The sequence below is a fragment of the uncultured Paraglaciecola sp. genome (assembly GCF_913020055.1).
Taxonomy (GTDB): domain Bacteria; phylum Pseudomonadota; class Gammaproteobacteria; order Enterobacterales; family Alteromonadaceae; genus Paraglaciecola.
Genome location: NZ_CAJWCF010000003.1, coordinates 36649 through 61559, shown reverse-complemented (window position 1 = coordinate 61559; position 24911 = coordinate 36649). Strand labels below are relative to the sequence as shown.

Sequence of the window (24911 nt, the reverse complement as noted above, 5' to 3'; positions counted from 1 at the left end):
TTTTTTTCTGCCATTTATTTAAATGGCTAAGACTTAATATGGTACTTGCATTGATAAATTTACCAATAAAAACCACATCATCTTTATTGATAAACTCACTTCGCTTTAGCTTAGAGCTAGAATAATATAGCTTTAGTCATCTATATCTTGCTGACTCAACCAGTTAATTAATTTTTGCATATCCTGACTAGCGGCCTGATTCAATTGCTCCACCCAATCATGCACATTTTGCCACCATGCAGGATGGTCACCCTGCTGGATTTCATTGGCAATTTTTTGCACCCTAGATAAACCAACAGATCCAGCAGCGCCTTTGATTTTATGCGCTTGAGAACAGACTTCGTCCTTTTCATTCGCACTTAAACTAATCTGCAAAATTTCCAGATATTCAGGCATTTTCTCTTGGAATACTTTCACGCTAGTGCGCACCATTTCATGGCCTATAGTATCGACCAACATTTGTAACAATTCTAAGTCGAGAATAGTATTCAGTTGGTCTTTTTTAGGCTCTGGGGCTGGTTGATAAGGCACGCTTGGTTGTTCGCAGAATAAACTATTAAATACTTCAATAATTCGACTCTTTTTAACCGGTTTGGCAATGACGTCGTCCATACCGTTATCAAGGTATTCTTGACGAGTTTTAATCACATTTGCGGTTAAGGCCACAATACTGGTTTGTTCTACCAAAGACTCTTCGTGCAGAACATTGGCGACCTCAAAACCATTCATATCAGGTAATTGAATATCCAATAAAACTAAATCATATTGTTTGTCACGTGCCATAGTAATGGCTTCATTACCTGTCATAGCTACATCAACATATTGGCCGAGTTTTTCCAATAATGCTTTAGCTACCATCACATTTAACTCAATGTCTTCCACTAACAATATTTGTAAACCAGTCACTTTTAGTGTTTCAACTTGAAGTGGTTTTTTGCTGATCGCCAGAGGCAGGTCAACTGTAAAACAGGTGCCTTCCCCTATTGCACTGCTGACACTAATTTTTCCATCCATCAAAGATACCATTTGTTGGCAAATAGCCAGACCAATACCAGTACCTGTTGCACTTTGATGTTCCGGTGAGTCAACTTGATAATACATAGCGAAAATTTTATCTAAATCTTGCTGTGGTATACCCACACCTGTGTCACATACTTTAAAGGTAACCATGCAGGTTTCAGCATCAATATTTTCAGCCTTTACCTCTAATGATACCGTGCCTTTTTGCGTGAACTTGACGGCATTAAACAATAAGTTCCATAAAATTTGGCGCAAGCGTGTGCCATCTACCTCTACTAAAGCGGGTAATGGTTCTTCCATATGTGCAACAAAAGTTAAGTCTTTATCATCTGCTAAAAGCTCTATGATACTGCTGAGCTCCTGAGTGAAATCTTTAATTGATACGGTTTTTAGTGATAATTCAAGTCTGTCTCTATCCAGCCTGTCCAAGTCAATAATATCGTTAAATATATTACCTAAGGTGATACCACTGGCGTATATAGTACTGACCCAGGCAAACTGCTCACTGGTTAGATCAGTGTCGCGTAACATTCTGCTTAAGCCAACAATGCCATTTAGCGGTGTACGCAATTCATGACTGATAGTGGCAATAAAAGCTGTTTTATCTTTGCTGGCTTTAGTTACTGCATTCTCTGCCTGTTTACGTTCGGTGATATCTCGGCCAAAAGCTAGTAGACCAAGACGAGTATTGTCAGCACTAAAGAATGGAACCTTGCGCATTTCAAAGTAACGTCGACGACCGTCGGCAAAGCGTAACCATAACTCTTCGGTAATACTGACGTTGTTTTCGAGTACTTCATGATCACTGGCAACCACTTGTCGAGCGAGTTCTTCGTCATACACTTGATGTGGTGTTAAGCCAATTAACTCTTGTTCGGTTTTACCGGTCATTTGCTCAGCAACACGGTTACAGCCGGCAAACTGTCCTTCTTCATTTCGGTAATAAATTAAGTCTGGTGAGGCATCAATTATGGACCGCAACAAAGTAGACAGACGCAATGCCTGCTGTTCTTTGTCAGATTTTTCGGTGATTTCACGCTCTAAATCTGCAAATACACTTTCTCGCTCTAATTGAGCATTTTTACGCTGCTCTATTTCATGATTAAGTTGCTTGATATTATTTTGCAAAGTGCGGTTAAGTAACTCATCTTCAGCTCGAAGATGTTCGAGCTGAATCACAGCCTCTGCTAGACTTTCTCTTGAGCGTTCCAGTTGTTTAACTAACTCACTAAAAAACCACAACACCCAAGGTGCGCTGAGTAAAGTTAATACGACGGCAATAAAGAAGTCTTCAGTGTGGGCTTGGTCACTGACAATAATTCTAAGAAAATACGTGCCTGTGAAGGTGAACATCAAAGTAACTGCAACGAATAAAACGCTGGTCTTAACTGCACCAAAACGATTGATAAATTGCGCAATACGGATCGCCCATGGATCAACTGAGGTCTTTTTAGTCATAATGTGGAGGTCTCAAACATCTGTGCTTCGTACCAATTTCGCGACATGCTAACAAGAATATTCCGAGGATCAAAACTTAGCCTAGTATTAATGCGCATAATCCCAACTCAAAAATACTATTTATTCATATTTTTGAATATTAATTCAACATCATCCAAGCTATTTGCAAATATTTATGAATTTTTTTAACCTTTTAATAACAAGTTGAGCCGTTTATTAGCTTTTCTTTATAGCTTATAACTAAGCCACAATAAGTCGCTATGTCATTGAAATAAATATATTTTTAATGGCAATAAGAGGCCGTTTCATGAAAAATACAAAATACACTATATAAGAGAATTGATTTATAAAATAATCCTCGGTATTTTGTACGACCTGCTTAGTATAAATATTCGATACTCGACTGGTATCCCCAATAATAATTACGACCGAAAATAAGCATCAAGGCATGAAGCCAATTCACGTTCATACGTTTATCTAGATGTATGATTAGCAGTAACAATATATAACATCCTGCCCAGTCGAAGGTTGAAGGAGTTTGCATTAATGAGTTTATATCATTCTAACGATTCAAAGGATAACTGTGGCTTTGGACTAATCGCCCACACTAAAGGCGAGCCAAGTCATAAATTGGTCAGTACCGCAATTGAGGGGCTTGACCGTATGCAACATCGTGGCGGTATCGCCGCGGATGGAAAAACAGGCGACGGCTGTGGTCTGCTTTTACAGAAACCCGACGCGTTTTTTCGTGGAATAGCGGAACAGCAAAATTGGAAACTTAGCAAAAAATACGCTGTAGGTGTGGTTTTCCTTAATCAAGATCAAGCTTTAGCTGACGCTGCCAAACAAGTTATTACCGAAGAGTTAGAAAAAGAAACCTTGGGCATAGTTGGCTGGAGAGTAGTACCAACAGATAATTCAATTTTGGGCGATTTGGCAGCTTCGTGTGTACCACAAATTGAGCAGGTATTTATCAATGGTCCTTCTGGGTGGCGCTCACAGGACTTGGAACGTCGCTTATTTATGGCACGTAGACGCGCTGAAAAACGCTTAGCTGACGATGAAGAATTTTACATAGCCAGCCTATCAAGCTTAGTCACCGTATATAAAGGCCTTGTTATGGCCGGTGATTTGCCTAAGTTTTATTTAGACTTGGCTGACGAAAACATGAAGTCGGCTATTTGCGTATTTCACCAACGTTTTTCAACCAACACATTACCCCGTTGGCCGCTGGCTCAGCCATTTAGATTTTTAGCTCACAATGGTGAAATCAATACTATTCGTGGCAACCGTGATTGGGCTCAAGCCCGAACCGGCAAATTCAAAACACCTTTGTTACCTGATTTAGCTGATGCTGCACCTTTCGTAAATGAAGTAGGTTCTGACTCGTCATCATTGGATAACATGCTTGAATTATTTTTAGCAGGCGGAATGGATTTATTCCGTGCCATGCGTTTATTGGTGCCACCTGCGTATCAAAATAACAAAACCATGGATGAAGACTTAAAAGCCTTCTACGAATTCAACTCCATGCATATGGAACCTTGGGATGGCCCAGCCGGCATAGTGTTGACTAATGGCCGCCACGCTGCGTGTAACCTTGACCGCAACGGACTTCGTCCGGCACGTTATGTCATCACCAAAGATGGCTTAATTACTTTAGCGTCAGAAGTGGGTATTTGGGATTACAAGCAAGAAGATGTACTTGAAAAAGGCCGCGTTGCGCCAGGTGAAATGTTAGCCATAGACACCGAAACAGGTAAATTATGGCGTTCAAATGAAATTGATGATGAGCTAAAAGGCCGTCATCCCTATAAAGAATGGTTAGATAAAAGTATTCGCCGTTTATCACCGATTGAAGAATGCGAAACACCTGAAATCGGTAAACGAATGTTTGACGATGACATGATGAATACGTACTTCAAACAATTTAACTACAGCTACGAAGAGCTTGAACAAGTCATTAAAGTACTGGCCAAAGATGGCCAAGAAGCGACAGGCTCAATGGGTGACGATACACCTATGGCTGTACTTTCTGGGCATAATCGGACCATTTATGATTATTTCAGACAGCAATTTGCTCAAGTAACTAACCCACCCATTGACCCATTGCGTGAAAATCACGTGATGTCATTGGCTACCTGTATTGGTCGTGAAAAATCAGTGTTTACCGAAACATCGGGCTACGCTGATCGTGTATTGTTTGATTCTCCGATTATGGTGTACACCGATCTTAAACAGTTACGCACCTACGACCCTGAACATTATTATGCAGAGTTTGTTGATCTTAATTATCCGCCTGAAGAAGGGCTTAAGACAGCCATTAACCGTATCTGTAACGAAGTAGAACATTTGGTTTCACATAAACGTGCTGCTTTTGTCATCCTGTCTGATCGTGCGATTAAGGCTGCGCGAATTCCGATTCCTGCTGCTATGGCTGTAGGTGCGGTGCAGAAACGATTAGTCGAAAAAGGCTTGCGTTGTGATGCCAATATAGTAGTTGAGACGGCTTCGGTTAGAGACTCCCATCACTATGCTGTATTGCTTGGTTTAGGTGCTACCGCTATTTACCCATTCCTTGCATATGAAATTATTGAACAAATGTGTGAGTCTGGTCATTTAGACATGACTCCCATGCAAGCCATTGTTAATTACCGTAAAGGTATCAACAAAGGTCTATATAAAATCATGTCTAAGATGGGCATCTCTACTATTGCGAGTTATCGCAGCTCAAAATTATTTGAAGCGGTGGGGATTAATAGTTCAGTAATGGACATTTGTTTTAAAGGTGTGCCAAGTCGAATTCAAGGTGCTGATTTTGAAGACTTCCAGCAAGACCAAATTAATTTAAACCGCGTAGCTTGGTTAAAGCGTAAAACCTTAGATCACGGCGGATTATTAAAATACGTGCACGGTGGTGAGTATCACTCTTACAACCCAGACGTAGTAACTACACTACAAAAAGCGGTAGTGAGTGGTAACTATCAAGATTACCAAAAATTTAGCGAACTAGTAAACGAACGACCAATAGCTTGCCTTCGTGATTTATTGGCCTTGGCACCGGATGCAGAAGCGATTTCTATTGATGAAGTTGAACCTGCCGAAAATCTGTTCCCTCGTTTTGATACCGCGGCTATGTCAATTGGTGCGCTAAGCCCAGAAGCACACGAAGCCCTTGCGATTGCCATGAACCGTTTAGGTGGTAACTCCAACTCTGGTGAAGGTGGCGAAGATCCTAAACGTTTTGGTAACGAACGTAACTCTAATATCAAACAAATCGCTTCAGGCCGTTTTGGGGTGACACCACACTATTTGGTTAACGCTAAAATATTGCAAATCAAAGTTGCCCAAGGTGCTAAACCCGGCGAAGGTGGCCAGCTACCTGGCGACAAAGTAAACCAGTATATTGCTGAATTACGTCATTCAGTGACAGGAGTGACCTTAATATCGCCACCACCTCATCATGATATTTATTCTATCGAAGATTTAGCTCAGCTGATTTTTGACTTAAAACAAGTGAATCCTACAGCCCTTATTTCTGTGAAATTAGTATCAGAACCTGGTGTAGGCACCATCGCTTGTGGTGTGGCAAAAGCTTACGCAGACTTAATTACCATTTCAGGTTATGACGGTGGTACAGGAGCCAGCCCTCTGACGTCAGTGAAATACGCTGGTAGTCCTTGGGAATTAGGCCTAGCAGAAACTCAACAAGCTTTAGTGAGTAACGGGTTACGTCACAAAGTGCGGGTACAAACCGACGGCGGTTTAAAAACCGGCTTAGACGTGATCAAGGCGGCAATTTTAGGTGCTGAAAGTTTTGGTTTTGGTACTGGACCTATGGTGGCGTTAGGTTGTAAATACTTACGTATTTGTCACCTAAACAACTGTGCAACAGGTATTGCCACTCAAGATGAAAACTTGCGAGATAACTACTTCATCGGTTTGCCTGACATGGTGATGAACTACTTCAAGTTTATTGCTCAGGAAGTCCGTGAAATTATGGCGTCAATGGGCGTACGTAAATTGGATGACCTAATTGGTCGTACTGACTTGCTTGACGTATTAAATGGTGTCACGGCGAAACAGAACAAATTAGACCTCAGCCCGATTTTGGCTAAACCAGAAGCGGGTGATCACACCAAATTATTTTGTAGTGAAGGGGCTAACGCACCAGCTGATAAGGGCGACTTAAATCAGTTGTTGTTGTCAGAACTTTCGGATGCAGTGATAAACAAAAGTGGTGGCACATTCAATTACCCCATTCGCAATACTGACCGTTCAGTAGGTGCGATTATCTCTGGCTTGATTGCTCAACATCATGGCAATAAAGGCATGGACGAACACCCCATTAAACTTAACTTTACTGGTACCGCTGGGCAAAGTTTTGGAGTATGGAATGCTGGCGGTTTAGAAATGACTTTAGCCGGTGATGCTAATGATTACGTAGGTAAAGGTATGGCTGACGGTAAGTTAGTTATTCACCCACCACGAGGTGTCAGCTTCAAATCAAATGAAAGTGTTATTGCTGGTAACACCTGCTTATATGGTGCTACTGGAGGTAAATTATTTGCAGCGGGGCTTGCAGGTGAGCGTTTCGCAGTGCGTAACTCTGGTGCTATTGCTGTGGTTGAAGGCATTGGTGATAACGGCTGTGAATATATGACAGGCGGTATTGTCGCAGTACTTGGACGTACAGGCGTTAACTTTGGCGCAGGTATGACAGGTGGTTTTGCTTATATTCTTGATGAACAGAATGATATCGAACAACGCGTAAATGGTGAGCTAGTAGAGCTCATGTCTATCGAAGATAAAGTCATTTTGATGGAGCACTTACGTGGTCTGATTAATCAACATTATGAAGAAACAGGTAGTGAGCATGCACACGATATATTAAGCAATTTTGCTGCTTATTTGCCGAAGTTCAGACTAGTTAAACCAAAAACTAGTGATGTTAAAAATTTACTTGGTCACATAAGCCGGTCTACTGCCGAACTTCGTGTCCAAGTGCAATAAGGGGGTATCATGTCTAAAAATGTATACCAATTTGTTGATGTAGAGCGTATTGATCCACCTAAAAAGCCCTCCATCCTCAGACGAGAAGAATTTGCTGAAATCTATCAGCCAATGAGTGATACCCAAGTTGCAGGTCAAGCTGACCGTTGTCTTGATTGTGGTAACCCCTATTGTGAGTGGAAATGCCCAGTGCATAACTTCATTCCACAGTGGTTAAGCCTAGCGAATGAAGGACGCATTTTTGAAGCGGCCGAGTTATCGAGTAAAACCAATACATTACCTGAGGTATGTGGACGTGTTTGCCCACAAGACAGATTGTGTGAAGGTGCCTGTACGCTAAACGATGATTTTGGCGCGGTGACAATCGGCAGTATTGAAAAATACATAACCGACACAGCCTTTAAACAAGGCTGGCGTCCGGACATGTCGAACGTTATTAAAACCACCAAGAAGGTCGCTATTATCGGAGCTGGTCCTGCTGGTTTAGGTTGTGCAGATATCTTAGTTCGCAACGGTGTGAAACCCGTTGTGTTTGATAAATATGAAAAAATTGGTGGTTTGTTAACTTTCGGTATTCCCTCTTTTAAATTAGAAAAAGAAGTGATGGATCTGCGCCATGAAATCTTTACTGACATGGGTATTGAATTTGTACTGAATACTGAAATAGGCAAAGACAAACCTTTCCAAGAATTATTGGATGGCTACGATGCAGTTTTCCTTGGTATGGGTACCTATAAACCCATGCAAGGTGGTTTTGACAACGAAAAAGCCCCTGGTGTGTATGAAGCCTTACCTTACTTAATTGCCAACGTTAATCGTCAGTTAGGCTTAGAAAAATCGCCTACTGATTTTGTTGATATGAAAGGCAAAAAGGTGGTGGTGCTTGGTGGTGGTGATACCACTATGGATTGCGTTAGAACAGCCATACGCCAAGGAGCACCAGAAGTCACTTGTGCTTATCGCCGTGATGAAGCCAGCATGCCTGGTTCACGTCGTGAAGTGGTTAACGCTCGCGAAGAAGGTGTGAACTTTAAGTTTAATCTTATGCCATTAGATATTGCTGTGGATGAAAGCGGCAAAGCAATTGGTGTGACTATGGTTAAAACTGAAATGGGTCAGCCAGATGCTGAAGGACGCCGTCGCCCAGTAGTGATAGAAGGCTCAGAACATGTGCTTGAAGCTGACGCTGTGATTATTGCTTTTGGTTTCCAACCTAGTCCAGCCAGTTGGTTTGGCGATTATGGCATTATCTTGGATGAAAAAGGCCGCGTACGTGCCCCTAAACATGGTAAATACGCATTTCAAACGTCTAATCCTAAGATTTTCTCAGGTGGAGATATGGTCCGTGGCTCTGATTTAGTTGTGACGGCCATTGATGAAGGCCGCAACGCAGCCGAAGGCATAATGGATTACCTAGGCGTGTAAGTTGTAAGACACTTAAGTAAAACTGAAAAAGGGGCGAAAGCCCCTTTTTTGATCACTATGTATTAACAGCCAACTTACTTTGTAAGGCTAATATCTATCCACACTAAACGATGATCTGATGAATTTTTCCGATCTTTAATTAAACGGAATAATGGTTCAATTGATTTAGGCCAAAATACACCACTGCCCTTCACTTCAAGTGACCTTGAAGGTAATACATAATCAGCTCGCATTGCCCATCCGGCTGTATGCTCGGCTGCATAGTGGTTGTTAGGCGTATTAGCCTTACCACCTTCACTTTGTGGCACAGCCGTATCATTCACTAACGGATGACTAAGTAGCCTTCGTATGCCACTTTTTATACCGTCACCTTCCTTTGGTGAAGCATTTAAGTCACCTGTGATAACAAAATGCTCTCCTTTAAAACCGCCTAATTCACCTTTGTCATCGTAAATATAAGCTGACTGCTCACCGACCGATAAATAGTCCGCCCAAAATCGTATTTCATCATGATTACGTTTGCCGTTACGATTCTCAGGCCCATCAAATACCGGAGGTGTGGGGTGACTGGCGAGTACATGGATAGTGTTATTGTCAATCTTGATTGGAATATCCCAATGAGACTTAGAAGACAATCGCAATATCTGCTGTGCTGCTTGGCTGTAATACGGCTGAGCAGTTTCACCTTTGATGCTGGATAATAAATTGTCCGGCATATCTTTCCATAAGAAATGTTGAAAGGTGCGGATTTGCTCAAACTGAATAGGGTATTGGCTGAGTACCAACATGCCATAGTGACCAGGAAACAGACCAAAACCAAATGCGTCGCCTTTAGTGCCAGAGGCAACTCCATCTCCATCCAGATCCATTCCAGAGTCAACGCCAGTGTTGACTGGGGCGCTATAAAAATAAGGGTAATCAATAGGCTTACTGTTGTTCCGAGAAATTTTAAGGTAATTGTTTATAAAATTATGTACGTCTGTTGCTGACTGGTTTGAATAATCAAACTCATTTAAGAGAATAATTTCAGGTCTAGTTTTTTGGATGATTTCAGCAATATTACTGATCTGCTGAGACTTGCCGGAAAGTAAACGAGTCGATAGCTCATCTCCTTGGGCTTGTTGCCCAGGTTCTAAATAGTTGGTGGCATCCATACTGACATTGAAAGTAGCAATTCGAACACTTTGGCTATTGGAAGACATACTGAACACCGTAAAGAAAACAATCATTATTTTATACATAGTTAAACCATTTGTGGGGATATACGAATAATAAAAGCCGACTACAAGTCGTCACTTTTAGCCTTTCTAAATGAAAATCGAATATTAATATTCACGACAAAAAAAAGCTTTCTAATAAGAAGTGCCAAAGATCATAGCTTGCTCAGAAGCATTAAAAGCTTCATGCACATATTGGTTTTGGTGATTGAACGATGCAGTGATGATGCCGTCATTAACAAATGAACCTTTGCGTAATCTTTCCAGTTATCGTTTATCAGGTTGCCCTTGTTTTCGATTACAAAGAAAAAACTTACGATAGCAGCTTAGGGCTGCAGAAAAAATAAACCCCTCGAAAAAATGAGGGGTTTATTATCAAGATGAAAGTACCCGAAGGTACTTTGAGCTAAATACTCAATTTGAGTTCAACAAATTAAAATTCGTATTTCAAACCAAGTTGAAGCTGCCAAACGGATTGAGAAAGCACTTCTAGGTTCTTAATGCTTCTGTCGCTGTTCAGATTAAAGTACTCATACTGACCATCGACAATCCTAGCCGAAACAACGTCGCGTTCGTATTCATAACGAGTACGCTCAATACGACCCCAATCAGAATTAAGAAGGTTACCAAAGTTTTCAATATCGAAGAACAACTTGAAACTGTGCTCCTTGCTAAAGGCTGGTAGTTCTTGCTGTATACGAATATCAATGATGGTTGACCAAGCAGAGTTGTCATTGTTGCGCGGAGCTATACTACCCGCATACTTTGCCAACTCAGAACTTTCAATGTAATCAAAGAACGCTTGTTGCGCTGCCGTATCTCCATCAAATGAAGTCGAAGCAAAAATCGGATCATTCAGACCACTTGGAACATAAAGTAAGTGACCGGCATCATCATTACGGCTTTCACGTGAACAGCGACCGCCACCTACGTCAAGTAAACAAGCATTGTTTTCGTTGAAGGTATAACTGTAAGGTTGACCAGAACGCCGAGTCATGAACATTGACACTTTGGTTTCGTAACCAGCGATCAACTCTCTTGTCCAATTAGCGCGGAACTTAAACAAGTGCTCAGTTTGGAAACTTGACGTACCTGCTCGTGGCGATTGACGATCATATGCAGCAAAGTCAGAGTAGTTTGATGACGCGGTTGACGATGTGCCGTAACCGATATCTTTTACATCTGAATAAGTATAGCTGGCGAACATGTCGAACTCATCCCAATCGTTAGTCGCTGACAATGCATATAACTTACTATCACCAGCGTCAAATGAGCCAACAATTAAGGCTTCAGGTCCGTTACAGTCGTAGACAGGGCGACCATCTGGTGCCGTATCTTGAGCTTCACAACGTTGATCGTACCAATAAGTGGCATTATCTAACTTGTTGTAAAGGAAGTCTGCAGAAAATAACCAACCTTCACCGAGTACCGGTAGCTCTTCTGCATAGAAGGCAGCACCAAGGCTAATTTTAGTAGTGGTTGGAATTTCGAACGATGGGTTTAGTGCGTTAACACTACCATCTGGTGCTTCACTTGCCAGCGAAGTAAGCACATCCTGCGGAATGTACTGACCTGTTGCGGCATCAGGTGTAGTTGGTACTAGAACGGTACCGAAAGCATTAGAGCCGTCAGAAATCACACCATCGTTAGAGTAGCTATTTGAAAGCCAAACTCCTGGAGAACCACCAGAGAAACGACCAATCCCACCACGAACAGTGATGTCATCTGAAGCAAACCACTCAAACGAAACCCTTGGAAGAATAACATCCAAGCCTTCGATATCCGTAGTGTTAGAATAACCATAACGGTCGTTAAAGTTTTGATTTTCGCGGATTGAACCATTAGATTCGTACCAGTCATAACGGATACCCGCTTCAATGCTCAGGTCTGAATTGACATCCCATGAATCCTGCACATATAAAGAGTTTGAAGCATAACCCCAAATAGCACGAAGATCGTTTTCATCGTTGGAGATCGCATTATTATACAAAAGTCCAGACGCGGTAGCGTTGGCTAAATCTTCAATACTATCAAAAACGTAAGAACCTTCGGAGTTTTGCGCGAATAAGTTATCTATATCAACTTCTTCTCTCTCGAAACCACCTTTGACTATATGGTCGCCTACTGCGTATGTAGCCAAAAATTTGAATTGTAAAAATTCTTGATCTAATGAGTTACCATGACGGAAACGGTCTGGGCCGATTGAAAGATAGTTTTCTTCACCATCAACTTCACGTAAGAATACCGCGAAATTAGGAAATTCAGCACCATTCAAAGAATTCTGACCTGTGGCTTGCGTAGTACTTGCTATCTTAACTTGGGTCGAGAAGTTTTCATTCCAGTCAGAAAATACGTGGCCGATAATGCTCTCTACTTTTTCTGAGCGGTCATACCAAGCAGAAGATGCGCCAAGAACATTGTCTGAGGCTAAAAAGTTGTTACCGTTTTGCTCACGGATGGCGTTTCCTTCCGACATGATATAGGTGAACTTTGCACGGTGGTCGGCACTAATGTTCCAGTCTATATTGGCAAGGATTTTTTCATTTTCGGCTGGGCCTTTGTTAAAATCACCAATGTCGAAGCCCCAAACATCTGAAACAATCTGACCAACTTGAGCAACGTCGTCAAGTGTAATGTTAGGTTCTTGGTTAAGCGCGCCTGAACCTGTAGGCCCATTTCTAAGAGGAGCGACTTCTTCATATTTGTCGTAAGCAACGAAGAAAAATAGCTTGTCTTTTATTAATGCACCACCAAGTGTTCCAACAAAAGTTTCTTCTTTAAAAGTAAAGTCGAATTTGTCATTGCCGTTTTCATCACCTATTAATGAATCGCTTGTTTTGTAATAACCGACTGAACCATGGAGTTCGTTAGTACCGGATTTAGTAACAGCATTAATAGTACCGCCAGTAAAACCGTTATATTCAACGTCAAAAGGTGCTGTTTGTACTGACAGAGATTCGATTGCATCATAAGAAATCGGAGACCCCTGCGTAGGGTAACCATTTGCATTCAAACCAAAACGGTCATTCAAAGCAACACCGTCGATAGTTAACGAGTTAAAGCGGCTGTTTGCACCCGCTATAGTTAATTCTTTGGCTCCACCACTTTGCACGTTGATTGAAGCAAACGGATTCAGCTGAGCTGCGTCTGTGATATCACGGTCAATCGAAGCAACTTCACCTAGAGCTTCAAGACCTAGGCTCATGCTTAGCCCTTCATTCGAGAAACCGGCCACTGCACTAGTGCTGCCCGTTATTTGAATAACCTCAGTATTACCTGTTGCCTCTACCGTTACAGGAAGAGAGAACGCTTGGTCGAGAGACAGATAAAGATCTTCGATTTGTACAGGAGCGAATTCGCCGCCACTGATCTTAACTGTGTAAGGACCACCAACACGCAAACCGCGTGAAGAAAATACACCACTTTCATTTGTAGTCGCTGTAGACACAGTGCCAGATGGTATATGGGTAATAGTGACAGTAGCTCCAGAAAAAATAGCTCCTGTTTCGGTTGCAACATTACCACGGATAGAAGATGTGGTTGATTGCGCCATTACAGCAGACGATAGTCCTACTGACATAGCTACTGCAATCGCAATGCGACTGAATTTTGTTTTTTTAAACATTATGTGTTTCCTAAGTTTTATGTGTTCTGAACAATTCGTCCGAACTGTTGTCTGTACAGAATGCCATGAGTCAATGTCTATGGCTTGGTTGATCGATTCAAATCGATTTCTCATTCCGTTAAATTAAGTTTAACAGATTGATTATGACACTTTTATTACAGCCGTAACAGTATTGGTGTAAATTTATAAAACTGTCACATTTCTCCGTCAAACTACACAAGTTCGCAACATACTTTAACATAAAACTTACAAACCTGACCAACGGGTCAAGTAGAAAAATGTACATTGTGAACTGACTTTTATCAAGTTCGCTGGTATCTTTCGTACCAATTTATCCCTTTACGAAACGGTTTGGTATGTCTACCCCATTAGTTATTGCCATTTCAGGCGCATCTGGTTCTGGTAAGTCTTTGTTTACTGAGAACTTATTAAAAGAGTTTTCTGAAGAAGGCAAAACTGTTCAAATTTTACGAGAAGATCATTATTACCGGTCTCAAGATCATTTACCCATGGCTGATCGTGAAAAAAATAATTACGACCACCCAAAAGCGTTTGAACATGAATTATTGGTCAAACACTTAGAAGCGCTTAAAAATTGGCAATCAATTGAATATCCGCATTATTGTTACAAATCTCACACTCGCTTAGCAGAAACTGAAACTCTCATTTCAGCGCCGGTTATTATCATTGAAGGGATCATGCTTTTAGCAAATGACGCCCTTCAACCGATGTTTGATATCAAAATATTTGTTGATACGCCTTTAGATATTTGTTTATTGCGCAGATTGAAAAGAGATATCGCAGAGCGAGGAAGAACCTTTGAATCGGTCGCGAATCAATACGAGTCAACCGTTAAACCTATGTATCATCAATTTATCGCTCCAAGCAGATTCACCGCTGACGTGATTGTGACCCAAGGTGGTAAAAATCGAATAGCTCTAGATGTGATTAAATCTCATATTCAACAAAGTTTGCTATAACTTTCAGCTACATGCAGCTCAAATAATAATAATAAGAAGAAGGAAAAAGTATGGTTAGTCTAATTGGTGTTGCACTAATGCTGTTCATAGCATTTGTATTTTCAGCCCATAAAAAAGCAATTAATTGGCGCACTGTAGGTGGTGCATTTGCTATTCAAGCTTCGGTAGGTGCGTTGGTATTATATTTTCCGCCTGGAAAAGAATTTTTATTAACATTAACCATTTATGTACAAAATATTATTAATTATAGCCAAGACGGGATTAATTTTATTTTTGGTCCAATGGGCGATAAGTCCATGGGGTTTATCTTTGCATTTAATGTGTTGCCGGTAATTGTGTTTTTCTCTTCACTGATTTCGGTTTTATATTATCTTAAAATTATGAATCTGATCATTCGGACTATTGGTGGTTTTTTACAGTTTTTCTTAAAAACCAGTCGTCCTGAATCAATGTCAGCAGCGGCTAATATTTTTGTTGGTCAAACCGAAGCACCACTCGTCATTAAGCCTTTTATACCGAACTTAACCCGCTCTGAGTTATTTGCAGTAATGGTCGGAGGTTTAGCTTCTATTGCTGGCTCGGTAATGGCAGGTTATGCGCAAATGGGAGTAAATATCGAATACCTTCTGGCTGCTAGTTTTATGGCAGCTCCGGGTGGTTTATTGATGGCTAAAATCATTATTCCAGAAACTGAAGAATTTAAAAATGAGCTCAGTGAACAAGAAAACAAAGAAAATGAATATGCCAATATTTTTGATGCTGCGGCCAGTGGTGCTGCATCAGGTTTACACCTAGCATTAAACGTAGGTGCGATGTTATTAGCCTTTATTGGGTTGATTGCCTTACTCAATGGTGTAATTGGTTGGGCAGGGGGATTATTTGGTACAGAAGCACTGAGTTTTCAGGTCATTCTTGGCTATCTTTTCCAGCCGATTGCTTGGGCACTTGGTATACCTTGGGAAGAAGCAAATATAGCTGGTAGTTTTCTTGGCCAAAAAATAGTTGTTAATGAATTTGTCGCTTACTTAGATTTCTTACAAAATCAAAGCGAGTTGTCACCCCATTCTCAAGCAATAGTGATATTTGCCCTATGTGGATTTGCAAACTTCTCGTCTATTGCAATATTAATGGGTGGCATAGGGGCACTGGCTCCGAATAGACGAAAAGAAATTGCTCAGCTAGGATTAAAAACCGTATTAGCAGCCACATTGGCTAATTTTATGAGCGCAGCCTTAGCCGGTTTTTACCTTAGTTTATAAACAGAACAAAGAAGAAGTGGAGATATAATTATGGAATTAGTAGCAGTCGATTACCAAGCCCCCAACGCTGACAAACTTTTTGTAGAGTCTTTGCATAAAACGGGCTTTGGCGTATTGAAAAATCACCCTATAAGCCAAGATAGAGTCAGCAGCATATACAAGCGCTGGGAAGCTTTTTTTAATAGCGAAGAAAAAAATAAATTTACCTTTAATAAAGACACTCATGATGGATTTTTTTCAACTGAAATATCTGAAACAGCAAAAGGTTTTAAAAAGAAAGATATCAAAGAGTACTTTCACTTCTATCCTTGGGGACGTTGCCCTGGGGCATTAAAACAAGAAGTAGCAGATTATTACCGTGACACTAATTTGTTAGCCTCAGAATTACTCGCATGGGTTGAGAAATACTCTCCACCAGAAGTGTCAGCTAAATACACACAATCTCTATCCAGTATGGTCGTCAATAGTGAACAAACCCTGCTGCGTATTTTGCATTATCCGCCTTTAGATGGCTCGGAAGAACCGGATGCCATACGGGCAGCTGCCCATGAAGATATTAATTTATTGACCATCCTACCTTCTGCAAATGAACCTGGTTTGCAAGTAAAAGGTACTGGGGATACATGGTTAGATGTGCCCTGTGATTTTGGTAACCTAATTGTAAATATCGGTGACATGTTACAGGAAGCGTCTGGCGGATACTTCCCCTCCACTACCCATAGAGTAGTGAATCCTAAAGGTAGTGACCAAACAAAAGCGCGAGTATCTCTACCTTTGTTTTTACACCCTAATCCTGAAGTAGTGCTGTCTGATCGGTACACTGCAAAAAGTTATCTGAAAGAACGCCTTGAAGAGTTAGGTGTCGCCTAATTTAGAACCTGATAAGCATCCGCCGCCTGCAATAGTAGCCAGGCGGTTTCTGCAGCCGACACATAGAATTCTTTATCTATATTTTCAAAGTTATCCTTGGGAGTATGGTAACGCTTATGCACACCGCCACCGACAAATAAGTAAGGAATACCCGCCTTAGCAAAAGCCGCATGTTCACTGGACTTACGCCAATTTATTTTGCGCTCAAACCGGTCAAAACGCTGATTCTTTCTATGTCCATTGATAAAACATAGTCCCGCAATATCAGCAACGTTTTTGACTATATTAGCCAATTGTTGGTCAGCTCTGGTAAAGGTTGCATATAGTCTATTTTTACGACCTCCTTCACACAGCATGTCTAAATTAATGTTCAGTTTTATGTTGTTTTTACTGATAGGCAAATTTTTTATGAACGCTTTTGCACCATATAAACCTTGCTCTTCAGCATCTGTCGCCAAAAATATAACTGAATGAGCTAGGCCAAGCTCAGAAATTTTTCCTGCAATAGCAAGTAAGGTGGCCACACCTGATGCATTATCATCTGCACCATAATAGACATGCCTGCCCTTTGCCCCTAAGTGATCATAATGAGCCGTAACAACAATAAATTGGTCCGCAAATGTGTTGCCTTTTAGCCAGCCAACTATATTAAAACCTTGGTTGTTTGCAGAATTGTTGGGAAAGGGAAACGTTTGGATATACTCAGCACGTTGTGGGAAATTGGCTACACCTATTTTTTTAAACCGTGCTTGTAGAAAGTTCCGTGCGTTAACACTACCAATAGACCCAGTTTTTCTACCGGACATTTTCGCTGACGATAAAGTAGCTAAATCATCAATCAAGGTCGTTTCATTTAATAACCCATAAGACTTAGGCTGTTCGCAATTTGCATATACCTGCGAGCAAAGAAAAAGACTTAAAAGCAAAAATTTACGAATTTCAAACACCTAAAAAATAGTTACAAACGGCTAAGGAATTCCAGTTTACTTTGGTACCTATCTTCATCTTGTTTATTACCCGCTTTATTTTTAGCTTGTTTTAAATAACGTTGGCTTTGTTGTAACTCGCCAATTTGAAAATAGGCACGAGCCAAGCCAAAATACACTTCATGCTTACTTCTGTCTAAAGCTAAGGCTTTACGGAAATGCTCAAGAGCTTGATCCCAATGCTCTTGTTCCATTTGTTGCTCACCTAAATTGACATGGTAATAGGGATTACTGTTTCTTTGGTTTTCGACTCTCGCTAAAATATCTTCAGCGTCTTCATTCCTTCCGGTAAAAGTATACAAATAAGCGAGATTCTCCATAGCAGTCAAACTATCTGGTTTTATTACAAGCGCATGTTGATAAGATTTTTCAGCTTGGGGGAAATACTCAGATAATCGATAAACGATACCAAGGTTAATCCAGGCTGAGTGAAAATTAGGATTGATCTGTATAGCTTCACGAAAATAGGCATATGCAGTCACATAGTCTTTTTGCAAAACAGCATCCGCCCCTTTGTTGTTATAAAACATAGATAAAACAGCTTGTTTGCTGACTACTTTTTTCGGTAATCCACGCCTTGATGACTGTGGATCAAAATCGACCTGATAACTTGGCCGATTAAACTCAATCACATGTACTTGTTTTGGTGCCAACATTTTAAGGTTGATGTGACCGTTAAGCAGGCTAAAACCAGCGCGTCTAGTCCAATATTCAGGGATAATGATCTCTTGAAAATCAACCTCAAATCCCGCTTCGGTTGCCAGTGCATAAGTCATAATAGACATAGACAAACAGTTTGCGGCTTGAGATTGAAAAGTACCACTGGCAGTGGTGTTAGCATCGCCTTGATACAGTAAATTAAGATCAGACCGATCAAATATAGCTTTCACCAAGGCTTCCATTTGATCAATTTTATTATGCAAAGGTCCAATAGTGGATTCGACAAATGCCTTAGCGTTTTCATCTAACTGAAAAACCTGTTGCTCTGACTCAATGTCGATATCTGAAAAACCGGAAAAGCCTTGATCGTACAACAACGTATCAGGAGGAGGAATTTGCACCACCCTAGTCTGGCAAGCTGAAAAAAACATCAAAAATATAAACGAAATTAGAACGGTTAGAATCAATGAACGTTGCGGCATGATAGATACTTCCAACACAAGTAACATACCATTAACATAGCTGTCATCCAGCAAAACTGCTACTTAATTCATCTTAAAAAACGGGGGTTTTATCCTGCTTTGCTTGCGACCAGCATGTTTATCTTTCCTTGATATGTTGCATGTTCCTCTTCAGTTCTTGACTTCTTTCTTGCCAACTTCAAGTAGTAATGGCTACGTTGTATATTGCCTAATTCATAATAGGTTTTACCTAAACCAAAGAATACCTCGTGGTAGCTTTTATTTAACCTTAGTGCCCGTTGATAATGCTCTAGCGCAACTTTCCACTGCTGTTTTTCAAACGCTTTGTCCCCCTTGTTTACATGAAAAAAAGGATTGTCTGAGCGTTTTCGCACAACTCGATCCACTATGTCCTTAGCTTTTTCATCTTGCCCCATATATCCATATAAAGACGACAAATTACGCCAAGCAGTTAAGTTTGTTTTATCTTTTTCGATAGCCACCAAATAGGTTCTTTCTGCTAAATCATAGTGACCTGATAATCGATATAAATAACCTAAATTTGCCCAAACCGAAGACAAGTTAGGAGAATGCGATAATGCAGCACTAAAATAGGCATAGGCTTTCACATAGTCTTTTTTAACTAACGCATCTGCGCCATTGTTATTGTGAAACATAGCGACAACTTGATTAAGTTTAAGCAGGGTTTTAGGAAAATGTTGGCGTGTGGCTTGGGCATCAAAGTCTACTTCAAAACCTTTATTAATAAATTGAATATTCTCACGGCTAGGACGAGGTAAAATTTGCAAATTAATATGCCTATTTAATAAACTTTGACCTTCTCTAATAGTCCAGTACTCAGGAATTTCTATATCTTGGAAACGTACACCAAAACCTAATTCTTTGGCTAAAGCGTAAGTCATAATTGACATTGATAGGCAGTTGGCGGCTCTACTTTGAAATGTTTGATTAGCGACAGTATTTGCTTCTGCGCGATACAATAAGTTTAAGTCTGAACGAGAAAAAATATGTTGTACAAGTGCGTAGATTTGTTCTTTGGGTTTAAATTTTCCTTTTATCGCTGATTTAGCGAAAGTTTTAGCCTCGTCGTCTAACTCAAAAATTTCACTTTCACTCTCTACATAGACATTTTTGAATCCAACAAAGCCTTGATCATAAAGTAACTCTTGGTGGCTAACTTGCACTTCTGAAACAGACTGACAACCAACAAATATGATAGCTACCAGAAAAATACTGAGGTTTTTCATAATTTGCCTGCAATTGATAATAAGGTTGTAGAACATTTAGACAAACAATTTATTTTTTAGTTTACTCGAAGTTCAAACCTTTGAATTGTTTTATAACACTAGCAGACGTAATAGACTTAGGGCCAATTGATTTTAACTAATTGTAAATGAAGAAAACCATATGAAAATAGCTATTTTGGGTGCCATGGATGAAGAAATAACCCTTATCCGGGAATCACTAGAGAACTGTCAACAACAAAACTTTAACCACCTAACTGCTTATATTGGCAAACTTGGTGATGTCGAAGTTGCTTTGATTAAATGTGGAATAGGCAAAGTAGCAGCATCGGTTTCAACTAGTGTTGTGATCCATCATTTCGCTCCAGATCTGGTCATAAACACTGGTTCGGCAGGTGGGTTTTCAAGTCACCTCAACATTGGTGATATTGTTATAGCGACTGAATTACGTCATCACGATGCTGATTTAACGCATTTTGGCTACGAGCTTGGCCAAACTGCAGGTATGCCTGCCTATTTTGAATGTGACAAAGAACTAGTTGAACATGCTTCTAATGCTGCAACAAACTTACAAGGTGTTCAAACACATCAAGGGCTTATTTGTACTGGCGATTCATTTGTTGGCAGTGATGAAGCTGCAGATATTATCAGAACTAACTTTCCATCTGTCAGTGCGGTGGAAATGGAAGGTGTAGCTATTGCCCAAAGTTGTCATTTGTTGGGGACGCCATTTTTAGTCATCCGCTCATTGTCTGATATCGCGGGGAAAACCTCGACGGTTTCATTTGAAACATACCTCGAAAAAGCGGCCAAAAACTCTGCAACTTTAGTCATGCAAACTATTGCAAAATTAGCCTAATGCATAGCGTTATCAATACCTTATTGAGTGAACAGTTTTTGCCATTTTGGGTATTGTTGTTGGTTGTATTAACTGAACGTTATCTACCTTGGCCTGATAAATACCACCCGCTTCGTTTTTTAAACGTATTAGCGACAGGCATGCAGGCTAAGGTTCTTTCCCCAGAGCGAAGCTCAACGAGACAGCAAAAAATATCAGGATCTTTGGCGTGTATCATTTTACTGCTGCCTTTTTGCCTAATAATAATGGTGTTTAAATATTTATCTGAATATCCCGTTTTTTTTGAAGCATTAATGCTTCTTATCGCCTTGCGCTTCCAAGATATTCCCAAACAAACTCGACGCGTTTCTGCTGCGCTAGCCAAAAATAAAAAAATGCTAGCGCGACATGCTTTATCGCAAATAGTCATAAGAGAAACGGAGAAAATGTCTCCCTTAGGTATGGTTAAAGCCAATATTGAATCGCTTTTACTGAGGTATAGTTATCAGTATTGTTCAGTGATTTTTTGGTATCTACTAACAGGCGGGCTTGGAGCGCTTATCTATCGCATGGTCTACGAACTGTGTTTATGCTGGAATCATAAACTGACTAGATTTAGGCATTTTGGTCAACCCATACGACACCTAGTCAACATTCTGCAATGGTTACCTAGTAAATTTGCAAGTGTGAGTATTATGTTAGCTGTAAACATCAACCTAGGCTCAATCGCTCTATTTCAGCGTATAAGCTATCAGTGCAATCATTTATTTGTTTTAAACCTGTGTGGAGCCAGTTTAGGCATTGAACTGGGTGGCCCCGCATATTATGACCAGCAAAAAGTGCGTTCAAAAAAATGTGGTGGAAACAGACAAATTATATTAGCCGACAGTGACAGAACACTGGCTGCGGTTGAGAGTGCAACATGGGTATGGTTAACTTTTTATTTCGTGGGTTGTGTGCTGACGTTTGTAGTCTCTAGATAACAAATAGGCACTTGCATTCAGGGTAATGCTTAATCCCCTTTACACTCTGCTCAGCACTATCTACTATCAGCACTTCATCAACAAACTAAAGAAGATATTATGTTCAAACAAGCGACCTTTTGGGTATTGAGCCTGCTAAGTGTTTCAGCTTATTCAGCCAACGTCAGTAATATCAGTCAGCAAGAACTGCTAAAAGCAGACACAAACAATTTAGTCATAGTAGACGTTCGTACAGCAGAAGAATTTCAACAAGGGCATGTACCAAATGCGATAAATGTGCCCTTGAGCGAGATTATCGACAATCCTGCCATCTTGAACTCCTCTAAGGGAAAACCAATCATTCTGTATTGTCGTTCAGGCTATCGAGCGGGCAAAGCAGCCGAAGCTTTAACTAAAGATGGCTACCAAAACCTAAGTCATCTTGAAGGTGACATGCAAGGTTGGTTAAAAGCAGGCTTATCTATTGAAAAATAACATTAAGTAGACGCTTTACAGATAAACCTTAGGTAGCACAATATTCGCTTCAAGCTTAGTGTTACTGCTATATTCACTGTGGTTATCAGTAAGAGAAATTCATATTTCTGTTGAAGCTCTTGATCTACATTTGAGCCATTTGAATCTTCCTGCTAAAAATCGTTGTTGGCATAAACCTAATACCAACCGTTAGCACCCCTTTATTTTGATTTCTTAACCTAATTAGTAGGTCTTTAATTACTTCAATACTAATAATTCCATTAATATCCGTTTTATCGGTTATTGTAAGCAGCATTAAAAATTAATCCTTTACTACTAAGACCCCGTAAGTGAATTACAATGAAAAATTGGTATAGACAGACTCCCAAAAATACAAACGGCCTTCAAAGCCTAACCATTCTGCTTGTTCTAATTACTCTTTTCTTTAGTCATAGCTTGTTTGCTCAAGGGGTGCGTTTTATTGGAGAGGAGACAATACCTTTGCTGTATAAAAATAGTCAGAATAAAAATGAAGGGGCTTTATTTGAACTTGCCACTTTACTTTCAACTTATACCGGTCTAGAGTCAAATTTTGGAATACTTCCTTGGGCAAGAGCCTATGAAACCGCATTACGAGAGCCTAATATTATTCTAATTTCCGTTCTTAAAACCCCACAAAGAGAGAGAGAATTACAATGGATTGGCAAGGTGCTACAAGCTCATGCAAGCCTCATTGCCTTAAAAGAAAGAACCGATATCAAGATCACAACCATAAAACAAGCGAGTAAGTATGTAGTCGCGTCAGTACGTGGTTATGGTTCAGCTAAATATTTGCAACGCCAAGGCTTTAATGAAAAAAATAATTTGGCGTTAACTAGCCATCAAAGCCAGATGTGGCAATTACTCTATAACAAGCGAGTTGATTTAGTGATGGCGAACATAAATATTGGGCGCTTCGAAGCAAAACATATAGGATTGGAGCCTTCATTAATGCAAAGTAAACTATTAATTGACGAATTAGTAAATGATTTGCAATTTGCTACAGGACGGTCTACTCCTCTAGCCACAGTAATGTTATTACAAAATGGGTTAGAGGCTCTCAAAAAAGATGGCACTTATGATGCCATCCTTAAAAAATGGAGTTTGAATTAAGCAAAAATGATATCTAAATTTATTTCAGCTTTATTCTGGCAAATTTGCGTTTTCCAACTTGATATGCGGCTTCAGTTGGCTCTTTAAGCACTAATTTGCTATCGACAACTTTCTCTCCATCAATTTTAACCGCTCCTTGCTTGATCATACGCATAGCTTCAGAGGTCGAGCTAACTAAACTTGCGTCTTTCAAAACATTCGCAATCATCAATCCTTCAGAAGGAAGTGCAAATTCAAATTCTGGCATTTCATCTGGGATCGCCTTTTTTTGAAAACGTAGAATAAAATCTTGATGTGCCGCTTCTGCATCTTGTTCACTATGAAAACGTGTTATCAATTCTTTAGCTAAATCGATTTTTGTATCTCGTGGATTTAACCCTGCCTCAACCTTTTGTTTAATGGCTTCAATTTCGTTTTTAGGGGTAAAGCTCAATAAATCGTAATAACGCCACATTAAGTCATCAGAGATAGACATTACTTTGCCAAACATATCATTTGGCGCATCAGTGATTCCTATATAATTACCTAAAGATTTTGACATTTTTTGCACGCCATCTAATCCTTCAAGTAACGGCATCATCAATACTGTTTGTTGTCTTTGTCCTTCAGATTTTTGTAGTTCTCTGCCCATCAACAGATTAAATCTTTGGTCGGTTCCACCTAATTCAACATCGGCTTTTAATGCAACCGAATCCCAACCTTGCACTAATGGGTAGAGGAATTCATGTATCGCGATAGGTTGACCACCTGCATAACGCTTTTTAAAGTCATCCCTTTCTAACATACGTGCAACGGTTTGATTAGAAGCTAATTTGATCATGCCAGCAGCACCCAATTTTTCCATCCACTCGGAATTAAATCGAATCGTAGTTTTTGCTGGATCTAAAATCTTAAATACTTGTTCTTTATAGGTTTCGGCGTTAGCCAATACATCTTCTTTGGTCAACGGCTTTCTGGTAACATTTTTACCGGTAGGATCGCCAATCATGCCAGTAAAATCGCCAATCAAAAATATCACCTCATGGCCTAACTGTTGGAAAGTCCGGAGTTTGTTTATTAAGACAGTATGACCTAAGTGCAAGTCTGGTGCAGTAGGATCAAATCCAGCCTTAATTTTTAAAGGTTTGCCTTCTTTTAGTTTGGCAATCAGTTCGTCTTCTAATAATATTTCTTCTGCTCCGCGCTGAATTTCAGCCATTGCACTTTGCCAATCAGACATTTTTGTAACCTTGTTAAAAATCTACTG

Annotated in this window: 16 protein-coding genes and 1 pseudogene; 10 read left to right on the top strand and 7 right to left on the bottom strand. The window is 40.2% G+C overall.

The window, feature by feature from the left end; translation table 11 throughout:
* Positions 1-132 precede the first annotated feature (132 nt).
* Complete coding sequence (gene arcB / locus QZ488_RS01345) at positions 133-2478, bottom strand: aerobic respiration two-component sensor histidine kinase ArcB (protein WP_293745831.1); 2346 nt, start codon at positions 2476-2478, stop codon at positions 133-135.
* Between the two features lie 546 nt (positions 2479-3024).
* Between arcB and gltB the strand changes: the two genes are divergently transcribed.
* Together gltB and QZ488_RS01335 are read left to right on the top strand one after the other, a co-directional pair.
* A complete protein-coding gene (gene gltB, locus QZ488_RS01340; RefSeq protein WP_293745830.1) occupies positions 3025-7491 on the top strand; it encodes a glutamate synthase large subunit in 4467 nt (1488 codons plus the stop codon).
* A 9-nt stretch (positions 7492-7500) separates the two neighbouring features.
* Positions 7501-8916: an FAD-dependent oxidoreductase gene (locus QZ488_RS01335; RefSeq protein ID WP_293745829.1), complete on the top strand. Its 1416-nt coding sequence runs from the start codon at positions 7501-7503 to the stop codon at positions 8914-8916.
* Between the two features lie 74 nt (positions 8917-8990).
* On the opposite strand, the gene QZ488_RS01330 is transcribed toward QZ488_RS01335, so the two are convergent.
* Together QZ488_RS01330 and QZ488_RS01325 are read right to left on the bottom strand one after the other, a co-directional pair.
* Positions 8991-10118 (bottom strand): endonuclease/exonuclease/phosphatase family protein, encoded by a 1128-nt coding sequence (locus QZ488_RS01330; protein ID WP_293745828.1) that lies wholly within the window; start codon positions 10116-10118, stop codon positions 8991-8993.
* Between the two features lie 448 nt (positions 10119-10566).
* Complete coding sequence (locus QZ488_RS01325) at positions 10567-13758, bottom strand: TonB-dependent receptor (RefSeq protein ID WP_293745827.1); 3192 nt, start codon at positions 13756-13758, stop codon at positions 10567-10569.
* Between the two features lie 356 nt (positions 13759-14114).
* On the opposite strand from QZ488_RS01325, the gene udk reads away from it, so the two are divergent.
* Genes udk through QZ488_RS01310 form a run of 3 tightly spaced genes read left to right on the top strand, consistent with a single transcriptional unit; the run spans position 14115 to position 16867 of the window.
* Positions 14115-14738 (top strand): uridine kinase, encoded by a 624-nt coding sequence (gene udk / locus QZ488_RS01320; protein WP_293745826.1) that lies wholly within the window; start codon positions 14115-14117, stop codon positions 14736-14738.
* Between the two features lie 50 nt (positions 14739-14788).
* Positions 14789-15997, top strand: coding sequence for a NupC/NupG family nucleoside CNT transporter (locus QZ488_RS01315; protein ID WP_293745825.1), 1209 nt, complete (start codon positions 14789-14791; stop codon positions 15995-15997).
* Between the two features lie 30 nt (positions 15998-16027).
* Positions 16028-16867 (top strand): 2OG-Fe(II) oxygenase family protein, encoded by an 840-nt coding sequence (locus QZ488_RS01310; RefSeq protein WP_293745824.1) that lies wholly within the window; start codon positions 16028-16030, stop codon positions 16865-16867.
* Here the strand turns inward: QZ488_RS01310 and QZ488_RS01305 are convergent.
* The 3 genes from QZ488_RS01305 to QZ488_RS01295 all read right to left on the bottom strand — a co-directional run bounded on the left by QZ488_RS01305 (position 16864) and on the right by QZ488_RS01295 (position 20242).
* Entirely contained in the window at positions 16864-17709 is an 846-nt protein-coding gene (locus QZ488_RS01305) for a M20/M25/M40 family metallo-hydrolase (protein WP_293745823.1), read from the bottom strand. The two genes, QZ488_RS01310 and QZ488_RS01305, sit on opposite strands and share 4 nt — an antisense overlap.
* A 116-nt stretch (positions 17710-17825) precedes the next feature.
* Positions 17826-19049, bottom strand: coding sequence for a tetratricopeptide repeat protein (locus tag QZ488_RS01300; RefSeq protein ID WP_293745822.1), 1224 nt, complete (start codon positions 19047-19049; stop codon positions 17826-17828).
* A gap of 35 nt (positions 19050-19084) precedes the next feature.
* Positions 19085-20242 (bottom strand): tetratricopeptide repeat protein, encoded by a 1158-nt coding sequence (locus QZ488_RS01295; RefSeq protein WP_293745821.1) that lies wholly within the window; start codon positions 20240-20242, stop codon positions 19085-19087.
* Between the two features lie 160 nt (positions 20243-20402).
* On the opposite strand from QZ488_RS01295, the gene QZ488_RS01290 reads away from it, so the two are divergent.
* The 5 genes and pseudogenes from QZ488_RS01290 (at position 20403) to QZ488_RS01270 (ending at position 23665) form a co-directional block, all read left to right on the top strand.
* Entirely contained in the window at positions 20403-21098 is a 696-nt protein-coding gene (locus QZ488_RS01290) for a 5'-methylthioadenosine/adenosylhomocysteine nucleosidase (RefSeq protein WP_293745820.1), read from the top strand.
* Positions 21098-22060 (top strand): cobalamin biosynthesis protein, encoded by a 963-nt coding sequence (locus QZ488_RS01285; protein WP_293745819.1) that lies wholly within the window; start codon positions 21098-21100, stop codon positions 22058-22060. The genes QZ488_RS01290 and QZ488_RS01285 overlap by 1 nt, the downstream gene beginning before the upstream one ends.
* A 99-nt stretch (positions 22061-22159) precedes the next feature.
* Positions 22160-22534 carry a rhodanese-like domain-containing protein gene (locus QZ488_RS01280; protein WP_293745818.1) on the top strand — a complete coding sequence of 125 codons (375 nt, stop codon included), beginning with the start codon at positions 22160-22162 and terminating at the stop codon, positions 22532-22534.
* 25 nt (positions 22535-22559) lie between these two features.
* Positions 22560-22727: pseudogene (locus QZ488_RS01275) on the top strand (DUF2721 domain-containing protein); the annotation flags it as partial.
* A 146-nt stretch (positions 22728-22873) separates the two neighbouring features.
* Complete coding sequence (locus tag QZ488_RS01270; RefSeq protein ID WP_293745817.1) at positions 22874-23665, top strand: transporter substrate-binding domain-containing protein; 792 nt, start codon at positions 22874-22876, stop codon at positions 23663-23665.
* Between the two features lie 19 nt (positions 23666-23684).
* Here the strand turns inward: QZ488_RS01270 and tyrS are convergent, their stop codons facing one another.
* Complete coding sequence (gene tyrS, locus QZ488_RS01265; protein ID WP_293745816.1) at positions 23685-24884, bottom strand: tyrosine--tRNA ligase; 1200 nt, start codon at positions 24882-24884, stop codon at positions 23685-23687.
* Positions 24885-24911 lie beyond the last annotated feature (27 nt).